Source organism: Vibrio sp. B1REV9 (genome assembly GCF_905175395.2).
Classification (GTDB): domain Bacteria; phylum Pseudomonadota; class Gammaproteobacteria; order Enterobacterales; family Vibrionaceae; genus Vibrio; species Vibrio alfacsensis.
On record NZ_HG992745.1, the window covers coordinates 63,231 to 85,785 of the forward strand.

Annotated in this window: 21 protein-coding genes, 1 other RNA gene and 1 pseudogene; 6 read left to right on the forward strand and 17 right to left on the reverse strand. The window is 45.3% G+C overall.

The window, feature by feature from the left end:
• Window positions 1-3 precede the first annotated feature (3 nt).
• The 9 genes and pseudogenes from murD to rsmI all read right to left on the reverse strand — a co-directional run bounded on the left by murD (window position 4) and on the right by rsmI (window position 10,188).
• Window positions 4-1,317 carry a UDP-N-acetylmuramoyl-L-alanine--D-glutamate ligase gene (murD, locus tag KHN78_RS05680; protein ID WP_211915414.1) on the reverse strand — a complete coding sequence of 438 codons (1,314 nt, stop codon included), beginning with the start codon at window positions 1,315-1,317 and terminating at the stop codon, window positions 4-6.
• Between the two features lie 38 nt (window positions 1,318-1,355).
• Complete coding sequence (gene mraY / locus KHN78_RS05685; RefSeq protein ID WP_211915415.1) at window positions 1,356-2,438, reverse strand: phospho-N-acetylmuramoyl-pentapeptide-transferase; 1,083 nt, start codon at window positions 2,436-2,438, stop codon at window positions 1,356-1,358.
• Window positions 2,438-3,801, reverse strand: a pseudogene (locus KHN78_RS05690) (UDP-N-acetylmuramoyl-tripeptide--D-alanyl-D-alanine ligase). Before KHN78_RS05690 ends, mraY begins: the two are co-directional and overlap by 1 nt.
• Window positions 3,798-5,279 (reverse strand): UDP-N-acetylmuramoyl-L-alanyl-D-glutamate--2,6-diaminopimelate ligase, encoded by a 1,482-nt coding sequence (murE, locus tag KHN78_RS05695; RefSeq protein WP_211915416.1) that lies wholly within the window; start codon window positions 5,277-5,279, stop codon window positions 3,798-3,800. Before murE ends, KHN78_RS05690 begins: the two are co-directional and overlap by 4 nt.
• Before the next feature lie 72 nt (window positions 5,280-5,351).
• Window positions 5,352-7,148: a penicillin-binding transpeptidase domain-containing protein gene (locus KHN78_RS05700; RefSeq protein WP_211915417.1), complete on the reverse strand. Its 1,797-nt coding sequence runs from the start codon at window positions 7,146-7,148 to the stop codon at window positions 5,352-5,354.
• Window positions 7,145-7,462: a cell division protein FtsL gene (gene ftsL / locus KHN78_RS05705; RefSeq protein WP_128811677.1), complete on the reverse strand. Its 318-nt coding sequence runs from the start codon at window positions 7,460-7,462 to the stop codon at window positions 7,145-7,147. Before ftsL ends, KHN78_RS05700 begins: the two co-directional genes overlap by 4 nt.
• Before the next feature lie 5 nt (window positions 7,463-7,467).
• Complete coding sequence (rsmH, locus tag KHN78_RS05710) at window positions 7,468-8,418, reverse strand: 16S rRNA (cytosine(1402)-N(4))-methyltransferase RsmH (protein ID WP_128811678.1); 951 nt, start codon at window positions 8,416-8,418, stop codon at window positions 7,468-7,470.
• 177 nt (window positions 8,419-8,595) lie between these two features.
• Window positions 8,596-9,042, reverse strand: an RNA gene (rnpB, locus tag KHN78_RS05715) — RNase P RNA component class A.
• A 282-nt stretch (window positions 9,043-9,324) separates the two neighbouring features.
• A complete protein-coding gene (gene rsmI / locus KHN78_RS05720; protein ID WP_211915418.1) occupies window positions 9,325-10,188 on the reverse strand; it encodes a 16S rRNA (cytidine(1402)-2'-O)-methyltransferase in 864 nt (287 codons plus the stop codon).
• A gap of 68 nt (window positions 10,189-10,256) precedes the next feature.
• Between rsmI and KHN78_RS05725 the strand changes: the two genes are divergently transcribed.
• From KHN78_RS05725 to KHN78_RS05740, 4 genes are read left to right on the forward strand one after another with little or no spacing between them, the layout of a single operon-like run.
• Window positions 10,257-12,068, forward strand: a complete 1,812-nt coding sequence (locus KHN78_RS05725; RefSeq protein WP_211915419.1) for a penicillin-binding protein activator — start codon at window positions 10,257-10,259, stop codon at window positions 12,066-12,068.
• Complete coding sequence (locus tag KHN78_RS05730) at window positions 12,058-12,423, forward strand: YraN family protein (RefSeq protein WP_128811681.1); 366 nt, start codon at window positions 12,058-12,060, stop codon at window positions 12,421-12,423. The genes KHN78_RS05725 and KHN78_RS05730 overlap by 11 nt, the downstream gene beginning before the upstream one ends.
• 3 nt (window positions 12,424-12,426) lie before the next feature.
• Window positions 12,427-13,017: a phosphoheptose isomerase gene (locus tag KHN78_RS05735; protein WP_128811682.1), complete on the forward strand. Its 591-nt coding sequence runs from the start codon at window positions 12,427-12,429 to the stop codon at window positions 13,015-13,017.
• A 22-nt stretch (window positions 13,018-13,039) separates the two neighbouring features.
• Window positions 13,040-13,642, forward strand: a complete 603-nt coding sequence (locus tag KHN78_RS05740) for a BON domain-containing protein (RefSeq protein WP_211915420.1) — start codon at window positions 13,040-13,042, stop codon at window positions 13,640-13,642.
• Between the two features lie 62 nt (window positions 13,643-13,704).
• Here KHN78_RS05740 and sspB read toward each other — a convergent pair whose 3' ends face one another.
• The 8 genes from sspB to zapE form a co-directional block, all read right to left on the reverse strand.
• The gene (gene sspB, locus KHN78_RS05745) at window positions 13,705-14,184 is read right to left on the reverse strand and encodes a ClpXP protease specificity-enhancing factor (RefSeq protein WP_211915421.1); all 480 of its coding nucleotides are present in this window, start codon (window positions 14,182-14,184) and stop codon (window positions 13,705-13,707) included.
• 19 nt (window positions 14,185-14,203) lie between these two features.
• On the reverse strand, window positions 14,204-14,839 hold the full coding sequence (gene sspA, locus KHN78_RS05750) for a stringent starvation protein SspA (protein ID WP_005436105.1): 636 nt from the start codon (window positions 14,837-14,839) through the stop codon (window positions 14,204-14,206).
• Between the two features lie 96 nt (window positions 14,840-14,935).
• On the reverse strand, window positions 14,936-15,673 hold the full coding sequence (locus tag KHN78_RS05755) for a cytochrome c1 (protein WP_211915422.1): 738 nt from the start codon (window positions 15,671-15,673) through the stop codon (window positions 14,936-14,938).
• Window positions 15,670-16,935 carry a cytochrome b gene (locus KHN78_RS05760; RefSeq protein WP_211915423.1) on the reverse strand — a complete coding sequence of 422 codons (1,266 nt, stop codon included), beginning with the start codon at window positions 16,933-16,935 and terminating at the stop codon, window positions 15,670-15,672. The genes KHN78_RS05755 and KHN78_RS05760 overlap by 4 nt, the downstream gene beginning before the upstream one ends.
• The gene (petA, locus tag KHN78_RS05765) at window positions 16,935-17,525 is read right to left on the reverse strand and encodes a ubiquinol-cytochrome c reductase iron-sulfur subunit (protein WP_211915424.1); all 591 of its coding nucleotides are present in this window, start codon (window positions 17,523-17,525) and stop codon (window positions 16,935-16,937) included. Before petA ends, KHN78_RS05760 begins: the two co-directional genes overlap by 1 nt.
• 544 nt (window positions 17,526-18,069) lie before the next feature.
• A complete protein-coding gene (rpsI, locus tag KHN78_RS05770; protein WP_005436094.1) occupies window positions 18,070-18,462 on the reverse strand; it encodes a 30S ribosomal protein S9 in 393 nt (130 codons plus the stop codon).
• A 15-nt stretch (window positions 18,463-18,477) separates the two neighbouring features.
• Window positions 18,478-18,906, reverse strand: coding sequence for a 50S ribosomal protein L13 (gene rplM / locus KHN78_RS05775; protein ID WP_005372872.1), 429 nt, complete (start codon window positions 18,904-18,906; stop codon window positions 18,478-18,480).
• Window positions 18,907-19,158: 252 nt separating this feature from the next.
• Entirely contained in the window at window positions 19,159-20,262 is a 1,104-nt protein-coding gene (gene zapE / locus KHN78_RS05780) for a cell division protein ZapE (protein ID WP_211915425.1), read from the reverse strand.
• Window positions 20,263-20,460: 198 nt separating this feature from the next.
• Here zapE and zapG point away from each other — a divergent pair, with 198 nt between their 5' ends.
• Together zapG and KHN78_RS05790 are read left to right on the forward strand one after the other, a co-directional pair.
• Window positions 20,461-20,904, forward strand: coding sequence for a Z-ring associated protein ZapG (gene zapG, locus KHN78_RS05785; RefSeq protein ID WP_128811690.1), 444 nt, complete (start codon window positions 20,461-20,463; stop codon window positions 20,902-20,904).
• 196 nt (window positions 20,905-21,100) lie between these two features.
• Window positions 21,101-22,468 (forward strand): DegQ family serine endoprotease, encoded by a 1,368-nt coding sequence (locus tag KHN78_RS05790; RefSeq protein ID WP_211915426.1) that lies wholly within the window; start codon window positions 21,101-21,103, stop codon window positions 22,466-22,468.
• Window positions 22,469-22,555 lie beyond the last annotated feature (87 nt).

The window sequence follows — 22,555 nt, forward strand, 5'->3', positions numbered from 1 at the left end:
TAATTATGCATATTTCTCAGCAAGAGCTGCAAATGCATCGCCTCTTGCCATAAAGTTATCGAATTGATCAAAGCTAGCACATGCCGGAGACAGCATCACCATATCGCCTGTTTTTAACTGCGAAGATATTTGCTGAATCACATCTTCCATCGTATCGAAACGAATGGCGGATTCATGCAGAGGCATAAATTGATCGCCATCTGCACCAAAACAACAAAGCTGTAAATTGAGCGTCGCTAAGATTGGTCGTAACGGTGTAAAATCCGCACCTTTCCCAACGCCACCAACAAGCAAATACAGTTTACCTTTGGATTCGAGCCCAGAAAGCGCAGCCATAGTGCTTGCAATATTGGTTGCTTTGGAATCATTCACCCATTTTACACCGCGATTATCCGCAACTACTTGGCATCGGTGTGTCAAACCCGTGTAAGTTTTCAGTGCATTCAAAGCCTTGTGGTAATCAACATCCGCCGCTTTGAGTAGAGCCAGTACAACTAATGCATTTGCTAAGTTGTGTTTACCCACCAGCTTTAACTCATCGCTTGCAATCACACGCTGACCATCGTCAACTAACCAAGTACGATGACCATCTGATTCGAGACCGTACGCGAGTTCATCACTGCCAAACGTCACAACTGGCATATCAACATCTGGGAATGTTTCTTGATCATCACGGTTAACGACGGCTAACTCAGCATTATCAAAGATACGCAGTTTCGATGCTCGGTAATCGTTCATTCCTTCGTAGCGATCCATGTGATCTTCAGAAAGATTTAAAAACGCCGCCGCTTTTAGCTTTAAGCTCGAAGTAGTTTCTAATTGAAAGCTTGATAATTCAAGCACATACAAGTCTGCATCTTTTTCTAGCAAGTCCAACGCGGGCACACCAATATTGCCACCCACACCAACGGTTAATCCTGCCGCTTTCGCCATCACACCTGTCAGATCCGTCACCGTACTCTTACCGTTCGATCCGGTAATTGCGACAACAGGTTTCTGTACTGCCCAAGCAAACAGTTCTATATCACCAACAACAGGCGTACCTTTAGCAAGTACCGTTTGAATTTCTGGCGTTGCTAAGGCGATTCCGGGGTTAGTCACCACTAAGTCAGCGCCTGCTAGCCACTCAATATTCCAACCACCACTGTACAACTCGACCTGCGCAGGCAGGTGCTCTGCACCCGGAGGGTTAGCACGAGTATCAATGACTTTTACCGCCAGTTGAGGCTGGTTTTTTATTAGGTGTTTAACGACAGAGAGCCCGGTAATACCGAGCCCTACAACAACGACTTTACGTATGTTTTGCCAACGTTCCATATTTGTTCACACAGTTTATCTTGTTCTGGAAAGTGCGATTAACGTACTTTCAATGTCGCTAGACCAACCAAAACAAGAACCATAGAAATAATCCAGAAGCGCACGATAACACGAGGCTCTGGCCAACCTTTAAGCTCATAGTGGTGGTGAATTGGAGCCATACGGAAAATGCGCTGACCACGAAGTTTGTAAGAACCAACCTGTAAAATGACCGACAGCGTTTCCATTACAAATACACCACCCATGATCACCAATACCAACTCTTGGCGAACCAGTACCGCGATCGTACCAAGCGCACCACCAAGTGCTAGTGAGCCGACATCGCCCATGAACACTTGTGCTGGGTATGTGTTAAACCACAAGAAACCTAGACCTGCACCAACAATGGCAGTACATACGACAACCAGCTCAGAAGCGTGTGGTAGGTATGGAATATGTAGGTATTCTGAGAAATTCACGTTACCCGTTGCCCAAGCAATCACAGCAAAACCCGCCGCAACGAGAACCGTCGGCATGATAGCCAAACCATCTAGGCCGTCAGTTAAGTTTACCGCGTTACTGGTGCCGACAATGACAAAGTAAGTCAGGATAATGTACATCAAACCAAGTTGCGGCATGATGTCTTTGAAGAATGGCACCACAAGCTGAGTGGCGGCGGTGTCTTTACCATACGCATACAACGCAAAAGCCACAACAAAGGCGATAAGCGATTGCCAGAAGTACTTCCAGCGAGCAATCAGACCATCGGTATTCTTGCGCACGACTTTACGATAGTCATCCACAAAACCGACCGCACCATAACCAAGCAAAACAGTCAGCACCGCCCATACATACGGGTTCGATAAATCGGACCACAAAAGAATGGTAATGCTGATTGCTGCTAAGATCATGATACCGCCCATTGTAGGCGTGCCACGTTTACTAAAATGGGATTCCGGACCTTCGTTACGAACAACCTGACCAATTTGTAGCATCTGAAGACGCTTGATCATGATTGGTCCCATCCATAAAGACAGACCTAACGCAGTCAATACACTTAGGATTGCTCGAAAAGAGAGGTATTCAAACAATCGGAAAAAAGAGAGGTATGGCTGTAGCAAGTCAGCAAGCCAAATAATCATTAATAATACTCCTTCAGAGCAGCAGCGACTTCAAACATACGTGCGCCGTTCGCACCTTTAACCAGTAGTGTGTGGTTTTCTGATGCAGATAGGTCTAGATGCTGCTTGATGTAGTCAATCATCTCTGGATGCGTCTCAAAATGAATACCGTCGCAAAGCTCACTGATCACCTTTGCGTCTGTACCATACGTGAGAACATGTTCAAATTTTTGTGGGGCAGCATGTTCCCCGACTTGACGATGAAGTGCAAGACTTTCCTGCCCTAACTCCGCCATATTACCCAAAATTAGCCAACGCTCACCTTGGAATGCACCTAGCAAGTCAACTGCCGCTTTCATCGCAGGCACGCTCGCATTATAGCTATCATCGATGAGTTTAATCTTATCGTTCAATTCATCGACCTCAACGCGGCCTTTGACTTTGTTTAAGTGCTTAAGACCTAAGCGCACGTCTTCAAGCGTCGCACCAAATTGCAGTGCAATAATGGAAGCCGCAATAGCATTGGCAACATTATGTTGACCGATAATACCCAGAGACAGTTCAATTTCTTGTGAACTTGCTGCGATATGTAGGTTAAAGCTCGCTTCACCTGCAGAGTTCATCACAATATTAGAGGCATAAAAATCCGCCTCTGTGTTGTGAGATGAAAACGTGATGACTTCCTTATCCGCTAACACGCTTTCCCATAGCGTTCCGCCATTGCTATCTAAGTTTACAATTGCCTTACCACCACCGGCAGTCCTTGATAGATTTCGCCTTTGGCCTGTTTAACGCCATCAATAGAACCAAAGCCTTCAAGGTGCGCTGCCGCGACATTGTTCACCATAGCAATATTAGGTTTAACCAATTGAGTCGTATAAGCAATTTCACCGATATGGTTGGCCCCAAGTTCGATCACCGCATAGTCGTCATCTTGTTGCGAACGCAGTAGTGTCAGTGGGACACCAATATCATTATTGAAGTTACCTGCGGTAAATAACACACGGCCTTTGCGTTGCAAAATACTCGCAACCATTTCTTTTACCGTAGTTTTGCCACAACTTCCTGTAATCGCCACTGTTGACGTTTGACACGACTGATGAACCCAAGCGGCTAACTTACCCAATGCGACCTTAGTATCTGCGACAAGCACTTGTGCCACATTCACATCTAACGTTTTTTGCACCAGCAAGGCTCCCGCCCCCGACTCAATCGCCTGTTGGCAAAAATCATGTGCATCAAATCGTTCGCCAACCAAGGCGACAAACAATGCCCCTTGTTCGACGGCGCGCGTATCCGTTGAGACCGATTCGATAGATATATCATTGCCAATTAACTCACCAGCCGTGATGTTGGCAATTTCAGAAAGCGTAATAGAGATCATGACGAAAGCCCCAGGAGTTGCATCGCTGATTCGCGGTCAGAGTAATGAATGGTTCCGCTATTCAATATTTGATAGTCCTCATGGCCTTTGCCAGCGAGTAAGATAATATCTTGTGATGCCGCATTTTCTAGCGCGTAAGACAACGCTTTAAAACGGTCATGCTGAACAATCGCTTGTGCCGGGTTAGACAAGCCAGCAAGCATGTCTTTCATTATCTGAGCAGGGTCTTCGCTGCGAGGGTTGTCATCCGTTAGAACAACCTTATCCCCTAGACGTTCGGCGATGTTTGCCATCATCGGACGTTTGCCTGCATCACGATCACCACCGCAGCCCAAAATAGCCCAAAGCTCACCTTGGCAATGCACTCGTAGAGCCTGTAAGGCTTTTTCTAAGGCATCCGGCGTGTGTGCGTAATCCACAACCACTTTTGCTTTCCCTACCGTTTGGAACAACTCCATACGGCCAAGTACCGGCTGCAGTTTCGCGGCCGTTGCCAATAACCTTTGTTTGTCAAAACCCAAACTGAGCAAAGTGGTCAATGCCAGCATTAGGTTAGCTGCATTGAATTCCCCGATAAGTGGTGCACACAACGTACCGTCACCGAACTTGCCATCAAACTCAATCGAAATACCTGATTCAGCGTAAGCAATATGATTAGCAAAGACGGCCTGCTCAAATTCTGAATTTGGCTTGAGTGACACCGCTAGCGCATTAGGAAGTTGTTTCGCCCAAGCTGCACCAACCGCATCATCGACGTTAATGATCGCCTGCTCACATTGATGCGCAGTAAACAACATCCGTTTCGCGTTGGCGTACTCTTCCATGGTGCCGTGGTAATCTAGATGATCGCGACTCAAATTGGTAAAGACCCCCGCCGCAAAAGCCAAGGCTTTTACACGACCTTGAATCAAGCCATGAGAGGAAACTTCAAGTGCTGTGTATTTCGCATTCTGCTCAGCAAGTGACGCGAGTGTTTTTTGAATTTCAACAGCATTACCTGTCGTATTTGCCGCTTCTTTCAAGTTAGCGAGAAAGCCATTACCTGTCGTGCCCATTACCGCAGCACTTGAGCCAACCAAATCCATCCACTGGGCAATTAACTGAGTAATGGTGGTTTTGCCATTAGTTCCAGTAACACCAATCAGCGCCATCTCTGGATAAGAATAAAGCTTACCAGCAATTGCAGATAAACACTTATCGAGAGCCTCAATGTAAACCACTGGCACATCTTCAATGATGTCAATGGTGCCATGTGAATGCTCTCCACACGCTTGCGCGATAACCGCGTTCGCACCCTGTTGAATAGCGGCAGGGATAAACTTACGCCCATCGACGACATGGCCGATAAGAGCAACAAACGTTGTGCCTGATTGAACTCTTCGGCTATCGAGTTCCAATTCAGAGACACGAATGGATGACAAGCTTGGACAATCAACCCACGTTGAAAGCAGCGTATCCATACTAATGGCTTTGGTCATATTTGTTCTCCGAGCGTTCGCTCAGCTTTTCTTAACTTTGTGTCTAATAAGCAGTGCACATCAATACACAGTTTATTGTTGGAATTTATTTTCGTCAGGAGCAATGTTCAAAATTTGCAGCGCGCCTTTCATGATTTCAGAAAAGACGGGAGATGCAACCGAACCACCGTAGTAGTCATCACCTTGTGGCTCATTGACGATAACGACAAGTGCAATTCGAGGATCGCTGACAGGTGCAAGACCGGCGGTATACGTAATGTATTCATCACTGTATCCACCCGCTGTCGCTTTACGCGAGGTACCTGTTTTGGCGCCGACACGATAACCCGGCACTGCCGCTTTGCGTGCAGAACCGCCTTTTTGTGTTACCGTTTCTAGCATATCCAATACTTGGCGTGCATGTTCTTTGCTCACCACTTGACGAGACATGTCCATATCGTTGCTTTCGATCATATGGACAGGCTCATATTTACCTAAGTTGCCTAACGTCGCATAAGCATGAACCAATTGAATGGGTGTAATCGACAGACCATAACCAAATGAGATCGTTGCTCGCTCAATAGGAGACCAACGTGTGCGAGTCGGGAAAATACCCGTCACTTCCCCAATCAAGTTAAGCCCAGAAAGCTCTCCGAGGCCAACAGAGTTATACAACCCTAAAAGCGCTTCGACAGGCATTTGCATCGCTAGCTTGGTCACACCGATGTTACTCGATTTTTTCAAGATCTGAGTGAGACTCGCCTTACCCACTTTCGACACATCTCGAACTCGACTACCGCCTAACTGCAAAATACCATTACCGGTATCCACCACGGTATCTTTATCCGCAACCCCATTTTCTAAAGCCGCTAAGATAACAAATGGCTTAATGGTGGAACCTGGTTCCATCGAATCCGTTATGATTCGATTGCGCATCTTGTAACTTTGCCAATCGCTGCGATTATTTGGGTTATATGATGGCGCATTCACCATTGCCAGTACGGCTCCGGTTTTAACGTCGAGCATCACCGCCGAACCTGATGTTGCTCGATGGTCAGCAACAGCTTGCTTGATTGCGCGATAAGCGATGGCTTGTAAACGTTGATCAATGGTCAGTTGTAGCGGCTTACCTTCTTGTTTTTCTTCCAAGGCAATGTTTTCTACAACTCGACCATATCGATCTTTACGGATGGTCTTCTTACCCGCTTCTCCAGTTAACCATTTATCGTAACTGCGCTCGACCCCCTCAAGACCATGACCATCGATCCCTGTCACGCCGACCAGGTGAGCACTGACTTCACCCGCAGGGTAATAACGACGAGATTCAGACTTTAGACCGACACCCGGCAATTTGAGCTCACGGATATAGTTCGCCATCGCTGGGCTAACTTGACGCTGAAGGTAGATAAAACGACGATTTTCGTTACGCTTGATTTTGTCGATCAACTCTTGTCGGTTCAAACCAAGGACATCGGCAAGCGCATACCAACTTTGAGTTCTGGCGAGCGCGTCCTCTTTAAAAATCGTTTTTGGATCGGCCCATACCGCTTCTACAGGCACACTAACCGCAAGAGGTTCGCCATTACGGTCGGAAATAATACCTCGAGCGGATGGGATCGCTTTAACGCGAACAGAACGTAGATCGCCCTGCTTTATCAAGTTATCTGGTTCAATAATTTGAATATATGCAACACGACCCACCAAAAGAGCGAAAGCGCAAAAGACAAAAAACAACAGTAATTGAAAACGCCAGCGAATCAAAAATGACTCAGGCTCAATAGGATCAGTTTCTGGAGGGGGAGTTTGCGACTTCGCTGCGGCAACTTTCTCTTTTGTCGCTAACTTAGTGCGCGGTTTTCCTTGTTTAGATTTGGCTCTTTTTCCAATCATTTTAGCGTGATAACCACTTCTTTATCGCCATCTGGACGCTTCATTTCAAGATCCTTTTTGGCTAGGTCTTGAACACGGCTATGTTCTGCAAGCGCAGTTTCTTCCAACATCAGATTGCGCCATTCACTATCCAGACGTTCTCGTTCAACCAATGTTAGATCTTTTTCAGTGATGGCTTGACGCGCATGATGGGTAGCAAAAACCACTCCCATCGCAGATGCAAATATCAATAGCATCAACGCCAAAGACCAACGACCAACAGTAAGCAAGTCTATTGCAATCAATTTAGCAAGATTAGGAGTGGGTTTCGTCATAGCAATTAAAGCTTTTCGGCAATTCTTAACACCGAACTGCGCGAGCGCGGGTTGAGTTCAATTTCTTGTTTCGTTGGCTTAATCGCTTTGCCAACTGGCTTCATATTAGCGCTGCCTAAAGCCTGAATTTGCGCTTCCGTCATCGGGATACCATGCGGCACTTCCGGACCTTTGCTTTCTTTGCGAATAAAACGCTTCACCATGCGATCTTCTAGTGAATGGAAACTAATTACGGATAAGCGTCCTTCTGGAGCGAGTATACTCGCTGCACCTTTTAGTGCTGTATCAATTTCTTCTAATTCACTATTGATGTAAATACGAAATGCTTGGAAAGCACGAGTCGCAGGGTGTTTTTTCTCTTTGAAACTCTTTGGTGCCGCTTCCGAAATCAGTTTTGCTAACTGACCAGTACGAACCATTGGCTCGTTTTCTTCATTTTCTCGGTACGCAACAATGGCTTTAGCGATACGACGTGCGTGTTTGTCTTCACCAAATTCGCGAATAACCCAAGTAATGTCGTCAAGATCAGCTTCCATCAGCCATTGAGACACCGGAATACCTGACGTTGGATCCATACGCATATCTAGCGGGCCATCCTTCATAAAACTAAAGCCACGTTCCGCATCATCAAGTTGAGGAGACGATACACCAAGATCAAGCAGTACGCCGTCAACTTTACCCACTAGATCATAATCATGTGCGTATTGCGCCATGCCTGAGAACGGGCCATGAATAATAGTAAAACGAGGGTCGTTAATTTTGTTTGCTTCAGCAATCGCTTGTGGGTCACGGTCGATGCTGTATAGGCGCCCATTTTCGCCTAATTTTGACAAGATTGTCCGGCTGTGACCGCCGCGGCCAAATGTTCCGTCGATATAAATACCGTCAGGTTTGATAGCCAAGCCATCGATAGATTCATTTAATAACACGGAGATATGTTGGAAGGTTTCGGTCATAGCTTTCTCGTTGAATGATCTTGAAGCGATTCTTTAGTGTACTGATTTCCCACATCATCGCCACTAGAAGTCTAAAGTTAGACGTGATTTAGTGCCAAGTTTATTGGCAATGACATAGTTTACGTCAATAAAATGCAAAAAACCCATCATTACATAACGTAATGATGGGTCTCGAATAGGTGGAGCCGACACATAAGCCGGGTTCTGTTCCGCTTGCGCGGCGGTAGCCATTCGTCTAGGCCAGCAATCACTCACTGGCTCGAGCAACCTACCCGCCTCCTTACGCGAGCAACGCAATGTGGAGGCCTATTTGGTCTTGCTTCAGGTGGAGTTTACCCTGCTACGAACTATTACTAGTCGTCCGGTGCGCTCTTACCGCACCCTTTCACCCTTACCTGTTCTCCCTTTCTCTAATGAAAAAGAGAGTCATCGGCGGTCTTCTCTCTGCTGCACTTGTCGTAGGCTTGCGCCCCCCAGGCGTTACCTGGCACCTTGCTCTATGAAGCCCGGACTTTCCTCCCCTTTGTCAGTCTCCCGAAGGACGTCAACGTCAGTCTCCCAAAGGGACCTCAACGTCAGTCTCCCGAAGGACATCAACAAAGCAGCGACTACCCAGTCAGCTCCGAGGGCGGATTGTATAGAGTTATCCCCTCAGAGTCTAGTCAGATCACAGATATGATGAAATGCGCGAATCAAATGATGTTTTTTTAGACGATACTTTAGCGTTACATTAGGTGCAGGGGAACAGCAATACGTTTATTTATCTTCTGCTCTGTTCTCTTTACTTTGCTTAACTCTGCTTTGCTTGATGACGATATTTCGAAGACAGCGTTGGTTTCAAATAAACAAAGGGCCGATGCATTCACATCGGCCCATGACATTATAGCGGTCAATCTATCACTTAAATCAGCCTAGATTCTCTAAACCCCACTTATACAATGCATTTTTCTTTACGTTGTAAATCTCCGCCGCCAGTGCCGCCGCTTTTTTAAGAGGTAACTCTTTGGTCAAAATACCAAGCGTGCGCGTTGCTTCATCAGGTAGGCTCTCGTCACTAGACTCACGATGGCCATGAATCAACAGTACCATTTCTCCGCGCTGTTGGTTGTCGTCACTTTTCACCCATTCAATAAGCTCACCAAGAGGCATTCCTTGAATAGTTTCAAAGGTTTTAGTGAGCTCTCGTGCTAATACGACTTCTCGTTCTGAGCCAAGAACGTCTAACATATCTTGTAGAGAGTCTAAAATGCGATGTGGCGATTCGTAAAAGATACAAGTTCGTTCAACAGACGCAATTTCTAAGAACTTATCTTTACGGCCTTTGCTTTTCGGTGGTAGAAAGCCTTCAAAGCTAAATCGATCCGACGGGAGGCCAGAAGCACTTAGCGCTGTAATGACCGCACACGCACCAGGAAGCGGCACAACTCTAACGCCCGCTTGACGACATTTTGTCACCAAATGGTATCCTGGATCGCTGATTAGCGGTGTACCAGCATCAGAGACGAGAGCGATAGACTGACCTGATAATAACTTCTCAACCAGAACTTGCGCTTTTTGCTGTTCATTATGATCGTGCAGTGCAAAAGTTTTGGTTTGAATATTGAAGTGAGACAGTAATTTGCCTGTATGTCGAGTATCCTCAGCGGCAATCATGTCCACTGTAGACAGAACTTCGATAGCACGTTGAGTGATATCCGCTAAATTTCCGATTGGAGTCGGTACGATGTAGAGAGTTGGCCCCTCATTCGGCAACTTATTTTTATCTGTCATTTGTTTACCATCACTTCAACGATTAATATAGAGACAATTTTGTACAAAATTATAGAGAACTCACGGCAATGATGAACCATAAGAGACTCAGTGTACCACGCTTACTTACTCCAGTTGCACTGGCAATTACACTCGCAGCCTGTTCTTCAGGACCGCGCCAACCAAATAGCGTAGACATTACTCTTGAGCCGACACAATCAGCTCAGAGCTACATGATTCAAGCGGACAGCACCGAAGGTAGCTTACAAAACGACTGGTTGATCATGGCAACAAAAGCAGCGATCCAAGCCAATGAATTGGATCAAGCTGAACTGCTCATCAAACGTCTTGCTCGTCAACAATTGACCGAAGTTCAGCAAGCCGAGTGGCAACTGGCCCGCGCGACCATACAGCAAAAACAAGGCAATTACTCACAATTGCTGAAACTACTCAATTTCCAACCTTGGTGGAAACTACCAAGTGAGCAATGGAAAGATTACTACTCCCTGCGCGCGGAGGCCTACCAGAGCTTAAACCAGCCTTTTGAAGCCAACCGTCAGTTGGTTTCAGAAAGCCAATATGCATCATCTGCCGAGCAACGTGAAATCTCTAGCCGCATTTGGATGAATTTTGCTAGCTATTCAGAATACGAACTTACCGCTCTGCAAACCGATCCAAGTGAAGAAGTACTAGACGGTTGGTTGCAATTAGCGATTTACGCCAAAACTCTGGCGAATAACATTCCTCAGTTAAAAACGACGCTAGAGCGTTGGCTTAGCGAAAATCCATCGCATCCAGCGGCCATCTATACGCCAAGTGAAATTCAAAGCATTCTGTCACTAGACATTGTAAAACCGAACGCAACCGCACTGTTATTGCCACTTTCTGGTAAGTTTGCACCGCAGGCTCAGCTCATTCGTGATGGTTTTATTTTTGCCATGATGAATGATGCAACTCGAGATCCAAGCGCGACATTAACCGTCATTGATACACATGCGTACAGCGCTGATGAAATCAAACAACGCCTGATCAATGAAAACATCGATTTTGTTGTGGGCCCACTACAAAAAGAAAACGTCGAGTTATTGCAATCCACGCTCGATGGTTCTGAAACAGGCGTTGCAATACCTGCGCTTGCTCTCAACATTCCAGAGGATGTCCAACCTGGCACAAACATGTGCTACCTAGCGCTATCACCAGAACAGGAAGTGGCACAGGCGGCGAAATACCTATTCAGTCAAGGCTACCGTTATCCACTCATTTTGGCTCCAACTGGCAGTTATGGTCAGCGTGTTGTAAAAGCATTTGATGAAGAATGGGATAAATACAGCTCAAACAAGGTTGCAACCAGTTACTTTGGCGATAAGCGCCAATTACAAAAGAACATCAACGACGTCTTTGGTTTACAAGAAAGCCAACAGCGTATTGCTCAAATGCAATCCTTGATGCGCATCCCGCTAGAAACCCAACCTCGTAGCCGAAGAGATGTGGATGCGGTATATATCGTAGCAAGAAGTTCTGAGCTTACGCTTATCAAGCCATTTATTGAGGTCGCCATTAACCCTGATGCTAAGCCACCTAAACTGTTTTCGAACTCCCGCAGTAATACTGGTGGTGCAACGTATGAAGATCTTTCAGGCGTAACGTACAGTGACATTCCGTTGCTGATCAATGCCGACCCGACCATTGCATCTGAAATGAATGAACTATGGTCTGAGCAATCGAATATGGAAAAACGCTTAGAAGCACTAGGTATGGATGCGTATAAACTGATTGGTGAATTGCCACAGATGAAAGCCGTTCCTGGCTACTCAACCAACGGGCAAACTGGGGTACTGAGTATTGATAACAACTGTGTCGTTCAACGCGAACTCAGTTGGGCGGAGCGCGGTGCTCTTTAGTAAACGCCATATCGGAAACCAATATGAAGCCCTGGCTAAGCAATACTTGCAACGCCAGGGCTTACGTTTTCTCCAACAAAATTACCTGACCAAAGTCGGCGAGATTGATTTAATCTTCCAACAAGGTGAAACTATTGTTTTTGTGGAGGTCAAATACCGTAAAAACGACCATTATGGGTCAGCGGCTGAAATGGTCACTTACACTAAAATGCGTAAGCTGGTAAAAACAGCGCATATTTGGCTTCGACAAAAGCAATACAACGCTCAAAATTTAGATTATCGGTTTGATGTGATTGCCATTCACAATGAGGGGCGAGACATTAACTGGATACAAAATGCAATCTCTGAAGGATAACCAATGCTAGACAGCATTAAAGACAGCTTTACTGAAAGTATTCAAATTCAAATTGCGGCAGCGGAAGCACTTCCAGATGCCATTACTCATGCCGCCCAAGCGATGGTCTCAAGCCTACTTAATGGCAACAAAATTCTATGCTGTGGTAACGGTGGCAGTGCATCGAACTCGCAACAGTTTGTATCTTGTCTTTTAAATCGATTCGAAACAGAGCGCCCAAGCTTACCAGCAATGGCATTAACGGCAGACAACACAACACTGACTGCTGTAGCAAATGACTATCACTATCAAGAGATTTTTTCTAAACAAGTACGCGCATTTGGCCAACCTGGCGATATCTTATTAGCGATATCAACCAGTGGTAACAGCAAAAACGTTCTTAAAGCAATGGAAGCCGCAGTAACACGTGATATGACCATTATTGCCTTAACGGGTAAGGATGGTGGTGAAATGGCTGGTTTACTTGGTGAACACGATGTTGAGATTCGTATCCCATCGCATCGTACAGCACGAATTCATGAAGTTCATATGGTGACCCTTCACTGCCTGTGCGATCTTATCGACCAAGTACTTTTCCCCGCTCACGAAGAATAACCAATATTGAGAGTTTAGAATTATGATACGTAGTCTTGTCATTTTATGCGCTGCGCTCAGCATGAGCGGCTGTGCTGGTTTGTTTATCGCAGGGGCTGCAACCACTGCCAATATCGTCACTGATACACGTACAACCAAAGAAATTTGGCAAGATAACAATATCGAATTCGAAATTGCCGCCATTGGTAACAAAGCACCTTTCAAAGGCAAAACTCGTATTGTCGCAAGCTCGTATAACGGAACGGTCGTACTGATGGGGCAGGCGCCTACCGACGAGCTGATCAATGAGTTTGAACGCAGAGCTCGTGATATTGAGGGCGTGAAAAATATTCACAACCAAATTAAGCAAAAAGAGCCGCTAAGCGTGACTCAAATCAGCAACGACAGTTGGATTACAACGAAAGTAAAATCCGCACTTCTCACCGATAGCGAGCTTAATGGCGTAAAAGTCAAAGTCATCACTGAAGATAACGATGTCTTCTTATTCGGTTACGTGACACCAAAGCAGAGTGAACGAGCGACAGAGATTGCACGTAATATCTCAGGTGTAAAACAAGTGATCAAAGGCTTTCAATATGGTGAAGCGACAGAAGTGAATGCAACTGAAAAAGAAGCGCTTGAGTAGGTAAGCACTGTCTTGAAAGGTAAATAAATCGCAATAAAAAAGCAGCACTCGTGCTGCTTTTTTTATTTGATAACTCTTAAGCTTGGTCGACCTTTTGGACGAGGCGCTTCTTCCTCCTCAGACTCTGACTCATCAGTGTCTGAACCGCCACTCACGGTTGTGAATGATGGTGATTGCTCTTCTTCAACAATCCCCTCTTCCTCAATATGAGTGTACGCTTCCTCTGGTTCAAACATGGTACCTGCGCCATTCTCGCGAGCGTAAATCGCTTGAACCGCATACATCGGCACAATAACCGAATGCGGACGACCGCTAAAACGAGCATGGAAAGTAATCGCATCATTACCCAACTCAAGCTGTCCGACTGCACGAGGAGCAATATTCAGGATAATTTGACCATCTTGAATAAACTCAACTGGCACACGTACACCCGGCAATGTTGCGTCAACAACCAAGTGAGGAGTTAAGTCGTTGTCTACTAACCATTCGTAAAATGCGCGAAGCATATACGGACGGCGAGCAGTCATTTTTGCAATATCCATAACGTGTTATCTAAATCGCTTAGCGAACTAGGCGCATTTCACGCTCTGCTTCAGTTAGAGAAGCAAGGAATGAGTCACGTTCAAATACACGGTTCATGTAAACTTTGATCTCTTTTGAGCCAGGGCCAACAAGATCAATACCTAGTTGAGGCAAACGCCACAGTAGTGGAGCTAGGTAACAGTCAATTAGGCTGAATTCTTCACTCATGAAGTATTCGTATTCAGCGAAGATTGGCGCTAGAGTCAGAAGATCGTTACGTAGTTTAGTACGTGCTTTTTCTGATTCTTCAGCATTACCCTTAACAACTTTTTCAGCGAGTGAGTACCAGTTACGTTCAATACGGTACATCATCAAACGGCTGTTACCACGTGCAACTGGGTATACAGGCATTAGAGGTGGATGAGGGAAACGCTCGTCCAAGTACTCCATGATGATTTTTGAATCGTAAAGAGCTAGCTCACGGTCAACAAGAGTTGGCACTGATTTGTATGGGTTTAGCTCTACAAGTTCAGCAGGAAGGTTTGCTTCATCAACAAGCTCAACTTCTACACTTACGCCTTTTTCAGCTAGTACGATGCGAACCTGATGGCTATACAAATCTGATGCACTTGAGAAAAGAGTCATCACAGAACGTTTATTGGCAGCTACAGCCATGGAGCCCTCCAGTACACTTACAAATAAAAATAATGGAGGCTAAGCCTCCATTATCCATCAATTAAAATTGGGAATTAGCACGGTATGATAGCACAATTAATGCACATCACGCCAATACTCTTTCTTGAGCAACACGACAACAATAGTTAATAGAACTAAGAAGCCCATTACCCACCAGCCCAGCGCATGACGCTCTAGTTGAACCGGGTCACCTGAATAAACAAGGAAGTTCACTAGGTCACCGACCGCTTTGTCGTATTCTCCAGCGCTCAGCTCGCCAGTACCGTTAGTTTCTGTACCAATAACCACTTGGACTTCTTCACCATCGACAACTTTTGTGCCATAAACCGGCATTGGAATGCCTTGGAGCTCTTCAAGAACATGAGGCATACCCACGCTTGGGAAAACTAAATTGTTCACGCCAAATGGACGAGATGGGTCAACATAGAAAGCACGTAAATAAGTATACAACCAATCTGCACCACGAACTCGCGCCACCAACGTAAGATCTGGTGGTGGAGCACCAAACCAATCACCGGCTTGTTTTGCTGGCATGGCATTGACCATAAGATCACCTACTTTCGCTTCTGGATCGAAAATAAGGTTTTCTTTCATTAGATCAATTGGAATCTCCAAGTCTGTCGCCACTCGCTCGTAACGCTGATACTGTGTAGAGTGACAAGCAAAACAGTAGTTCATGAATAGCTTCGCACCATTTTGCAGCGAAGCCTTATCCGTTAGGTCTACGTTTGCCTTATCTAGCGGTACGTTGGCCCCCGCTGCCATCGCAAGAGATGGCAACATAGCAAATAGAATTACAATCCACTTCTTCATTTGAATGTCACCCTCTCTGGTAATGGTTTGGTCGCTTCATTTTTGCTGTAGAAGAACAGCAACACAAAGAACATGAAGTAACACAAGCTAAAGATCTGAGACAATATTGTGTACAGCGGCGTTGCCGGTAGTGCACCCAAAATACCTAGAGCGATAAAGGCGATAGTGAACTGAACGATATTCAATAGGTGGATCTTACTGCGGTAACGGTAAGAACGTACTTTACAGCGATCCAACCACGGTAGAACAAACAGTACTGCAATCGACGCACCCATTAAGATAACACCCAATAGTTTGTCTGGAACCGCACGCAAGATTGCGTAGAACGGAGTGAAGTACCATACCGGAGCGATATGCTCAGGTGTCTTCAGTGGGTTTGCTGCTTCAAAGTTAGGCGGCTCAAGGAAGTACCCACCCATCTCTGGATTAAAGAACAGCACGTAACAGAAGAAGAACAAGAAGCCAGCCACACCAACCAAGTCCTTAACTGTACCGTACGGGTGGAAAGGAATAGAATCGATGATGTCGTATTTCTTCGTGTAGTAATCGTGGAACTTGAATTGCGTTTTGTAATCGTCGCCCATTGAACCTTTTGGTAGCTTAGTCTCGATACCATCTGGGTTGTTAGAACCAACTTCGTGCAGCGCCAATACGTGTAGCACAACAAGAAGAAGTAGCACGATAGGCAGAGCAATAACGTGTAGTGCGAAGAAACGGTTCAACGTTGCACCAGAGATGATGTAATCACCACGGATCCAAAGCGTTAAATCATCACCAATAACAGGAATAGCACCAAACAGAGAAATAATTACCTGTGCACCCCAGTAGGACATCTGACCCCATGGCAATAGGTAGCCCATGAATGCTTCAGCCATGAGAACTAAGAAGATCAACATACCGAAGATCCACAATAACTCACGAGGTTTTTGGTATGAACCGTAAATCAAACCACGGAACATATGCAGGTATACCACAACGAAAAACGCAGACGCACCTGTTGAGTGCATATAACGCAGCAACCAACCGTACTCAACGTCGCGCATAATGTATTCGATAGAGGCAAACGCACCATCACCAGACGGTACGTAGTTCATTGTCAGCCAAATACCCGTTAGGATTTGGTTAACCAACACCAACATCGCCAAAGAACCAAAAAGGTACCAAAAGTTGAAATTCTTTGGCATTGGGTATTCAGACAAATGCTTTTTATAGGCATTCATCGCTGGAAGTCGTTTTTCTACCCAGTCTAATAGTGCTTGCATTATGCGTCTCCCTCATCAACACCGATCATGAGCTTCGTGTCACTCAAATACATGTGCTTAGGAACCACAAGGTTCAGTGGAGCAGGCACTCCCTGAAACACTCGACCAGCCATATCAAACTTAGAACCATGACATGGGCAGAAGAAACCAGACTTAACACCCTGAACTTGTTCAGCAAAGGTATCAGGTAGGTAAGTCGGTGAACAACCTAAGTGAGTACAGAAGCCAACCGCCACAAAAAACTCAGGTTTTATCGAGCGATACTCGTTCTGAGCGTAAACTGGCTGTTGTTCCATTTCTGATTTTGGATCGCGAAGCTGTCCATCAATGTTCTTTAGGTTATCCACCACTTCTTGAGTTCGGCGTACTACCCATACAGGTTTACCCTGCCACTCAACTCGGACCATCTGGCCAGCTTCAATTTTACTGATATCCACTTCCACCGGCGCGCCAGCCGCTTTTGCTTTGGCACTCGGGTTCCATGATTTTATAAAAGGAACGGCGACGGCAGCTGCTCCTAAACCACCAACAACTGCCGTTGTAGCGGTTAGAAAACGCCTGCGACCGTTATTTAAAGGCGCGTTGCTCATCCAAACATTCTCCCATTTGCTCCCTTTGGATCGTTATTATTCCGCTTAATAAGAGCATGGCTAACAAATAATGAATTTAGTTCTATTTATTGGAGAGAAATGATAAAGAAAACCCTACTTTTTGACAAGATAAAGCTACCTTTTTGTAACATTTGTGAGGCAAATCGCCCACGCCGTCACAAAAGCAGCATAATTCTAAAAAATAGATGTGATTTGCAACAAGAAAGCAAAATCAATAACCGTAAAAAGAGAGCTTAGTTTCCCCTTAAATCGGTTATTTTCAGGTGATTAGGTAATGTATTGAGCAGCAATTGCTGCGTACTACGCCTTTCTATTGGAACAAGGTTGTAGCACATGAAATAACAAAAACTCTGCTTATAAAACCAAGAAATGTTGCGATGATATTAATTAAAGCGTGTAACACGAGGTGACTTAAAGAGGCGTGTTTAAAACACTAGAAAACAAAAAGCCCGGCATATAGCCGAGCTTTGATGCACAGTTTCCAGAGTAACTCTGGACCAGCATAATTTCCGATAAGAGGAAATTAACGCTTAGAGAACTGTGGACGACGACGTGCTTTACGTAGACCAACTTTCTTACGTTCAACGCAACGAGCGTCACGAGTAACGTAACCAGCTGCACGTAGAGTAGGACGTAGAGACTCATCGTACTCCATAAGAGCGCGAGTGATACCGTGACGGATAGCACCAGCTTGACCAGAAATACCGCCACCTTTAACAGTAACGTATAGGTCTAGCTTCTCAGTTAGTTCAACTAGCTCAAGAGGTTGTTTAACAACCATGCGAGAAGTTGGACGACCGAAGTACTCATCAAGGCTACGCTTGTTGATTACGATGTTGCCGCTGCCTGGTTTGATGAAAACACGCGCAGCTGAGCTTTTGCGACGGCCAGTGCCGTAGTATTGATTCTCTGCCATTTTCGAAATCCCCAATTAGATGTCTAGTACTTGTGGTTGTTGAGCAACATGGTTGTGCTCAGCGCCCGCGTAAACTTTAAGCTTACGGTACATAGCACGGCCTAGAGGACCACGTGGAAGCATGCCTTTAACTGCAAGCTCAAGAGCCATCTCAGGTTTACGATCGATCAACTTTTCAAAAGTGATAGATTTTAGACCACCTGGGAATTCAGAGTGACGGTAGTACACTTTGTTCTTAGCTTTGTTACCAGTTACAGCAACTTTCTCAGCGTTGATAACGATGATGTAATCACCAGTGTCAACGTGAGGAGTGTATTCAGCTTTGTGTTTGCCACGTAGGCGAGATGCAATTTCACTTGCTAGACGGCCTAGAGTTTTACCCTCTGCGTCTACAACGTACCAGTCGCGTTTTACAGTTTCTGGTTTAGCAACGAAAGTTTTCATGCTAATAATAACCCGTTAATTAAAATTTAAACTTTAAGGAACACCCAATAGTGCTCCCACACTGTCTAAGAGCCCAGTCATCACCCCTTCGAGTCGTTGGTTCTCTCGACCTTCTATGTCGAAATAACTTCGATAATCAGGTCTGCAGTAACGGTGGGTCGCAGGATTATAGAGAAGACCGAAGAAAAAATCACCTTTTTTTGCGCCAAATCACTAATTTTTTCTTCTCTTTTTTTATAACTGCTGATTATTTTAAGCCAGATGCTCTTTAGTGAGGTAATCGTGGCTCTGCATCTCCGTCAAGCGAGATAAACAACGCTTAAACTCAAACTCCAGCAGGCCATCCGAGTAAAGTAACGGCATTGCGACCTCTGCGGAAATAATCAATTTAACGTTACGTTCATAGAACTCATCGACCAACGCAATAAAACGCCTTGCTGCATCATCCATTTTGCCATCCATCTGTTTGACACCACCTAACAATACAGTGTGGTAGATACGCGAGATTTCAATATAGTCATTCTGACTACGTGGGGTTTGACAGAGTTGCTCAAACGTCGCATGCAGCACGCCATCGCTGGCTTCCATGACAGCAATATCACGATGATTAATCTCTATCACATTACTCGCGACCTTTCGTTCGCCAATTAACTGTTGGTAATAGCGGTTTAGATTGATTGCAGCTTGCTCATCAAGCGGGTAATGATAAATCTCTGCTTGTTCTAAGGTTCTTAAGCGATAGTCCACACCACTATCAACATTAAGAATGTCACAGCGCTGCTGAATTAATGCGATAGCAGGAAGAAAACGAGCGCGTTGCAGGCCATTGCGATACAAGTTTTCCGGTTCAATATTGGATGTCGCAACAAGAATCATCTGGCGCTTAAACATCTCTTGTAATAACGTCGCCAAAATCATGGCATCGGTAATGTCGGACACGAAGAACTCGTCAAAACAGACAATATCCGCTTCCTTTTTAAATTGGTCAGCCACTTTCGACAGTGGATTCTCAACCTCTCCCAACCGCTTGAGTTCATCATGCACACGATACATAAATCGGTGAAAATGCACTCTCATTTTCTTTTCTGTTGGCAAAGCATCATAAAAGGCATCCATCAGATAGGTCTTTCCGCGCCCCACTCCCCCCCAAAAATACAGGCCTTTGGGTGGTTCGGGTAATTCTGCTTTCTTGCCAAGCAACTTTTGCCAGGTACTAAGCTGAGGGATGGGGGCGGTTTGAAATTCCGCAATGGCGTAATAGAGTTTATCTAAAGCGGTAACAGCAGCATGTTGAGCTTCATCAGGCTGGAATCCATGTTCTGCAATGTCTCTTTGGTATCGTTTTAATGGTGTCATAGCATTACGTCGTATCAGAGGTACAGAGAAAATGTGTCACGCAACAGTCAGTTTGTTTCATTCTGTAGAGGGTACTTGCACTCCAGAAACATCGCTTCTATTTTTCTTTATCGACTGTGCAAGCCATAGTAACATGGTCAAGCACTGCGTGTAACTAAGTAGTAAAAGACTTGTTAAATACAACTATAAGGAGCAGTTATGCCTTGGATTTATGCCGTTGCGGGTTTGCTGGTCGGAACCATCGTAGGCGTGGTCGTAAGTAGATTAACCACCCCAGGATACAAAAAACAAAAGTCTGTGCAAAAAGAGCTGGAATCAGCAAAATTTGAGCTAGAACAACAACGCCAAGATCTCGTTGATCATTTTGCACAAACCGCAGAAATGCTGGATACCTTGGGTAAAGATTACACTAAACTCTATCAGCACATGGCGAAGACCTCTTCTGAGCTTCTGCCAAATCTGCCAGAACAAGACAACCCATTCGATAAGAAAACGGCAATGTCATCGGAGCAGATTGAAGAAGATCAAGCCGATGCTAACGAGCAACCAAAAGACTACGCTAACGGTGCGACCGGTCTTTTGAAAGATCAGGAAAAAGAAATCATTAATGCTCCTGATGTTGTGACAGCAAAAGCCTCTTAACTCCCCATCCCCTTTAATAGGGCTAATTAATACGCATTTTTTATTAATTTGTGTTAGCCCTATTTGAACTTTCTTGCATAACTCATCTCTAAATTGCAGTGAACTGCCATCCCCTTTGACTTTCCCGACCCATTCCCATGTTAATAGTGGTTAGGATTTTTCTTTTTGGCAGACTTGTATCAAGAGGAGTTACTCGATGAAAAAACCTTTGCTTGCGTTAACCGTTCTGTCTTTAAGCTTGAGTTCAATCATCACCCCAATAACTGTATCAGCAGCACTTCCATTAAGTGTTGATGGGCAACAATTGCCTAGCCTTGCTCCAATGCTCGAAAAAGTGACCCCAGCCGTGGTCAGCATTGCAGTAGAGGGGAAGCAAGTTCAAACCAGTCGCATCCCTGAGCAGTTTCAGTTTTTCTTTGGGCCAGAGTTCCCAACAGAACAAACCCGTGAGCGTCCTTTCCGAGGGCTAGGTTCCGGCGTAATCATTGACGCCCAAAAAGGCCAAATCGTCACAAATTACCACGTAATCAAAGGCGCTGATGAGATTCGTGTTCGTTTATATGACGGCCGTGAATACGATGCAGAACTTGTGGGTGGGGACGAAATGTCTGACATTGCACTACTGAAGTTAGAAAAAGCCAAAGATCTGACTCAAATTAAAGTAGCGGACTCGGATAAGCTTCGCGTGGGTGATTTTACTGTGGCGATCGGTAACCCATTCGGTCTAGGACAAACGGTTACGTCAGGCATTGTTTCAGCGCTTGGGCGAAGCGGCTTAAATGTCGAGAATTTTGAAAACTTTATCCAGACCGATGCCGCGATTAACAGCGGTAACTCGGGCGGTGCCCTTGTGAATCTAAATGGTGAACTGATTGGTATCAACACTGCGATATTAGGACCGAACGGGGGTAACGTGGGCATTGGCTTTGCCATTCCATCAAACATGATGAAAAACCTCACAGATCAGATTTTGGAATTCGGTGAAGTCAAACGCGGCATGTTAGGCGTTCAAGGTGGCGAGGTGACCTCAGAGCTTGCAGAAGCACTCGGTTATGAATCGAGCAAAGGGGCATTCGTAAGCCAAGTCGTGCCAGATGGTGCGGCGGATAAAGCCGGGTTAAAAGCGGGGGATGTGATTATCTCCGTCAATGGTAAAACCATTGAAACATTCTCTGAACTTCGAGCAAAAGTCGCAACGCTAGGTGCAGGAAAAGAGATATCTCTTGGCGTGATTCGTGATGGCAAAAATAAATCATTCAAGGTGACACTGGGTGAAGCCAGCACCGTAAAAGCCAAAGCTGAAACACTGCATGAGGGTCTAAAAGGGGCGGAGTTAAGCAACACCGCTCCTAGTGATGCAATCCAAGGGGTGAAAGTCACCAGCGTGACAGAAAATTCACCTGCCGCTCAATATCAGCTAGAACAAGGTGATATCATCATAGGTGTAAACCGAAAACGCGTGAAAAACCTAGCAGAATTGCGCTCGATTGCAGAAAATCACAAAGGTGTTTTAGCGCTTAATATTCAACGTGGAGACCAAACGATCTATCTCATCGTGCGTTAATCATTTGAACCACCTCTCTAAAGGGCAGTATGATGGCATACTGCCCTTTTGTTATTTATCAATGTAATGCTATCTTTCAATTTTCTA

Coding starts and splice junctions, on each gene's coding strand:
- murD (WP_211915414.1), bottom strand. CDS start 1,317: ATGGAACGTTGGCAAAACATACGTAAAGTCGTTGTTGTAGGGCTCGGT.
- mraY (WP_211915415.1), bottom strand. CDS start 2,438: ATGATTATTTGGCTTGCTGACTTGCTACAGCCATACCTCTCTTTTTTC.
- murE (WP_211915416.1), bottom strand. CDS start 5,279: ATGACCAAAGCCATTAGTATGGATACGCTGCTTTCAACGTGGGTTGAT.
- KHN78_RS05700 (WP_211915417.1), bottom strand. CDS start 7,148: ATGATTGGAAAAAGAGCCAAATCTAAACAAGGAAAACCGCGCACTAAG.
- ftsL (WP_128811677.1), bottom strand. CDS start 7,462: ATGACGAAACCCACTCCTAATCTTGCTAAATTGATTGCAATAGACTTG.
- rsmH (WP_128811678.1), bottom strand. CDS start 8,418: ATGACCGAAACCTTCCAACATATCTCCGTGTTATTAAATGAATCTATC.
- rsmI (WP_211915418.1), bottom strand. CDS start 10,188: ATGACAGATAAAAATAAGTTGCCGAATGAGGGGCCAACTCTCTACATC.
- KHN78_RS05725 (WP_211915419.1), top strand. CDS start 10,257: ATGATGAACCATAAGAGACTCAGTGTACCACGCTTACTTACTCCAGTT.
- KHN78_RS05735 (WP_128811682.1), top strand. CDS start 12,427: ATGCTAGACAGCATTAAAGACAGCTTTACTGAAAGTATTCAAATTCAA.
- KHN78_RS05740 (WP_211915420.1), top strand. CDS start 13,040: ATGATACGTAGTCTTGTCATTTTATGCGCTGCGCTCAGCATGAGCGGC.
- sspB (WP_211915421.1), bottom strand. CDS start 14,184: ATGGATATTGCAAAAATGACTGCTCGCCGTCCGTATATGCTTCGCGCA.
- sspA (WP_005436105.1), bottom strand. CDS start 14,839: ATGGCTGTAGCTGCCAATAAACGTTCTGTGATGACTCTTTTCTCAAGT.
- KHN78_RS05755 (WP_211915422.1), bottom strand. CDS start 15,673: ATGAAGAAGTGGATTGTAATTCTATTTGCTATGTTGCCATCTCTTGCG.
- KHN78_RS05760 (WP_211915423.1), bottom strand. CDS start 16,935: ATGCAAGCACTATTAGACTGGGTAGAAAAACGACTTCCAGCGATGAAT.
- petA (WP_211915424.1), bottom strand. CDS start 17,525: ATGAGCAACGCGCCTTTAAATAACGGTCGCAGGCGTTTTCTAACCGCT.
- rpsI (WP_005436094.1), bottom strand. CDS start 18,462: ATGGCAGAGAATCAATACTACGGCACTGGCCGTCGCAAAAGCTCAGCT.
- rplM (WP_005372872.1), bottom strand. CDS start 18,906: ATGAAAACTTTCGTTGCTAAACCAGAAACTGTAAAACGCGACTGGTAC.
- zapE (WP_211915425.1), bottom strand. CDS start 20,262: ATGACACCATTAAAACGATACCAAAGAGACATTGCAGAACATGGATTC.
- zapG (WP_128811690.1), top strand. CDS start 20,461: ATGCCTTGGATTTATGCCGTTGCGGGTTTGCTGGTCGGAACCATCGTA.
- KHN78_RS05790 (WP_211915426.1), top strand. CDS start 21,101: ATGAAAAAACCTTTGCTTGCGTTAACCGTTCTGTCTTTAAGCTTGAGT.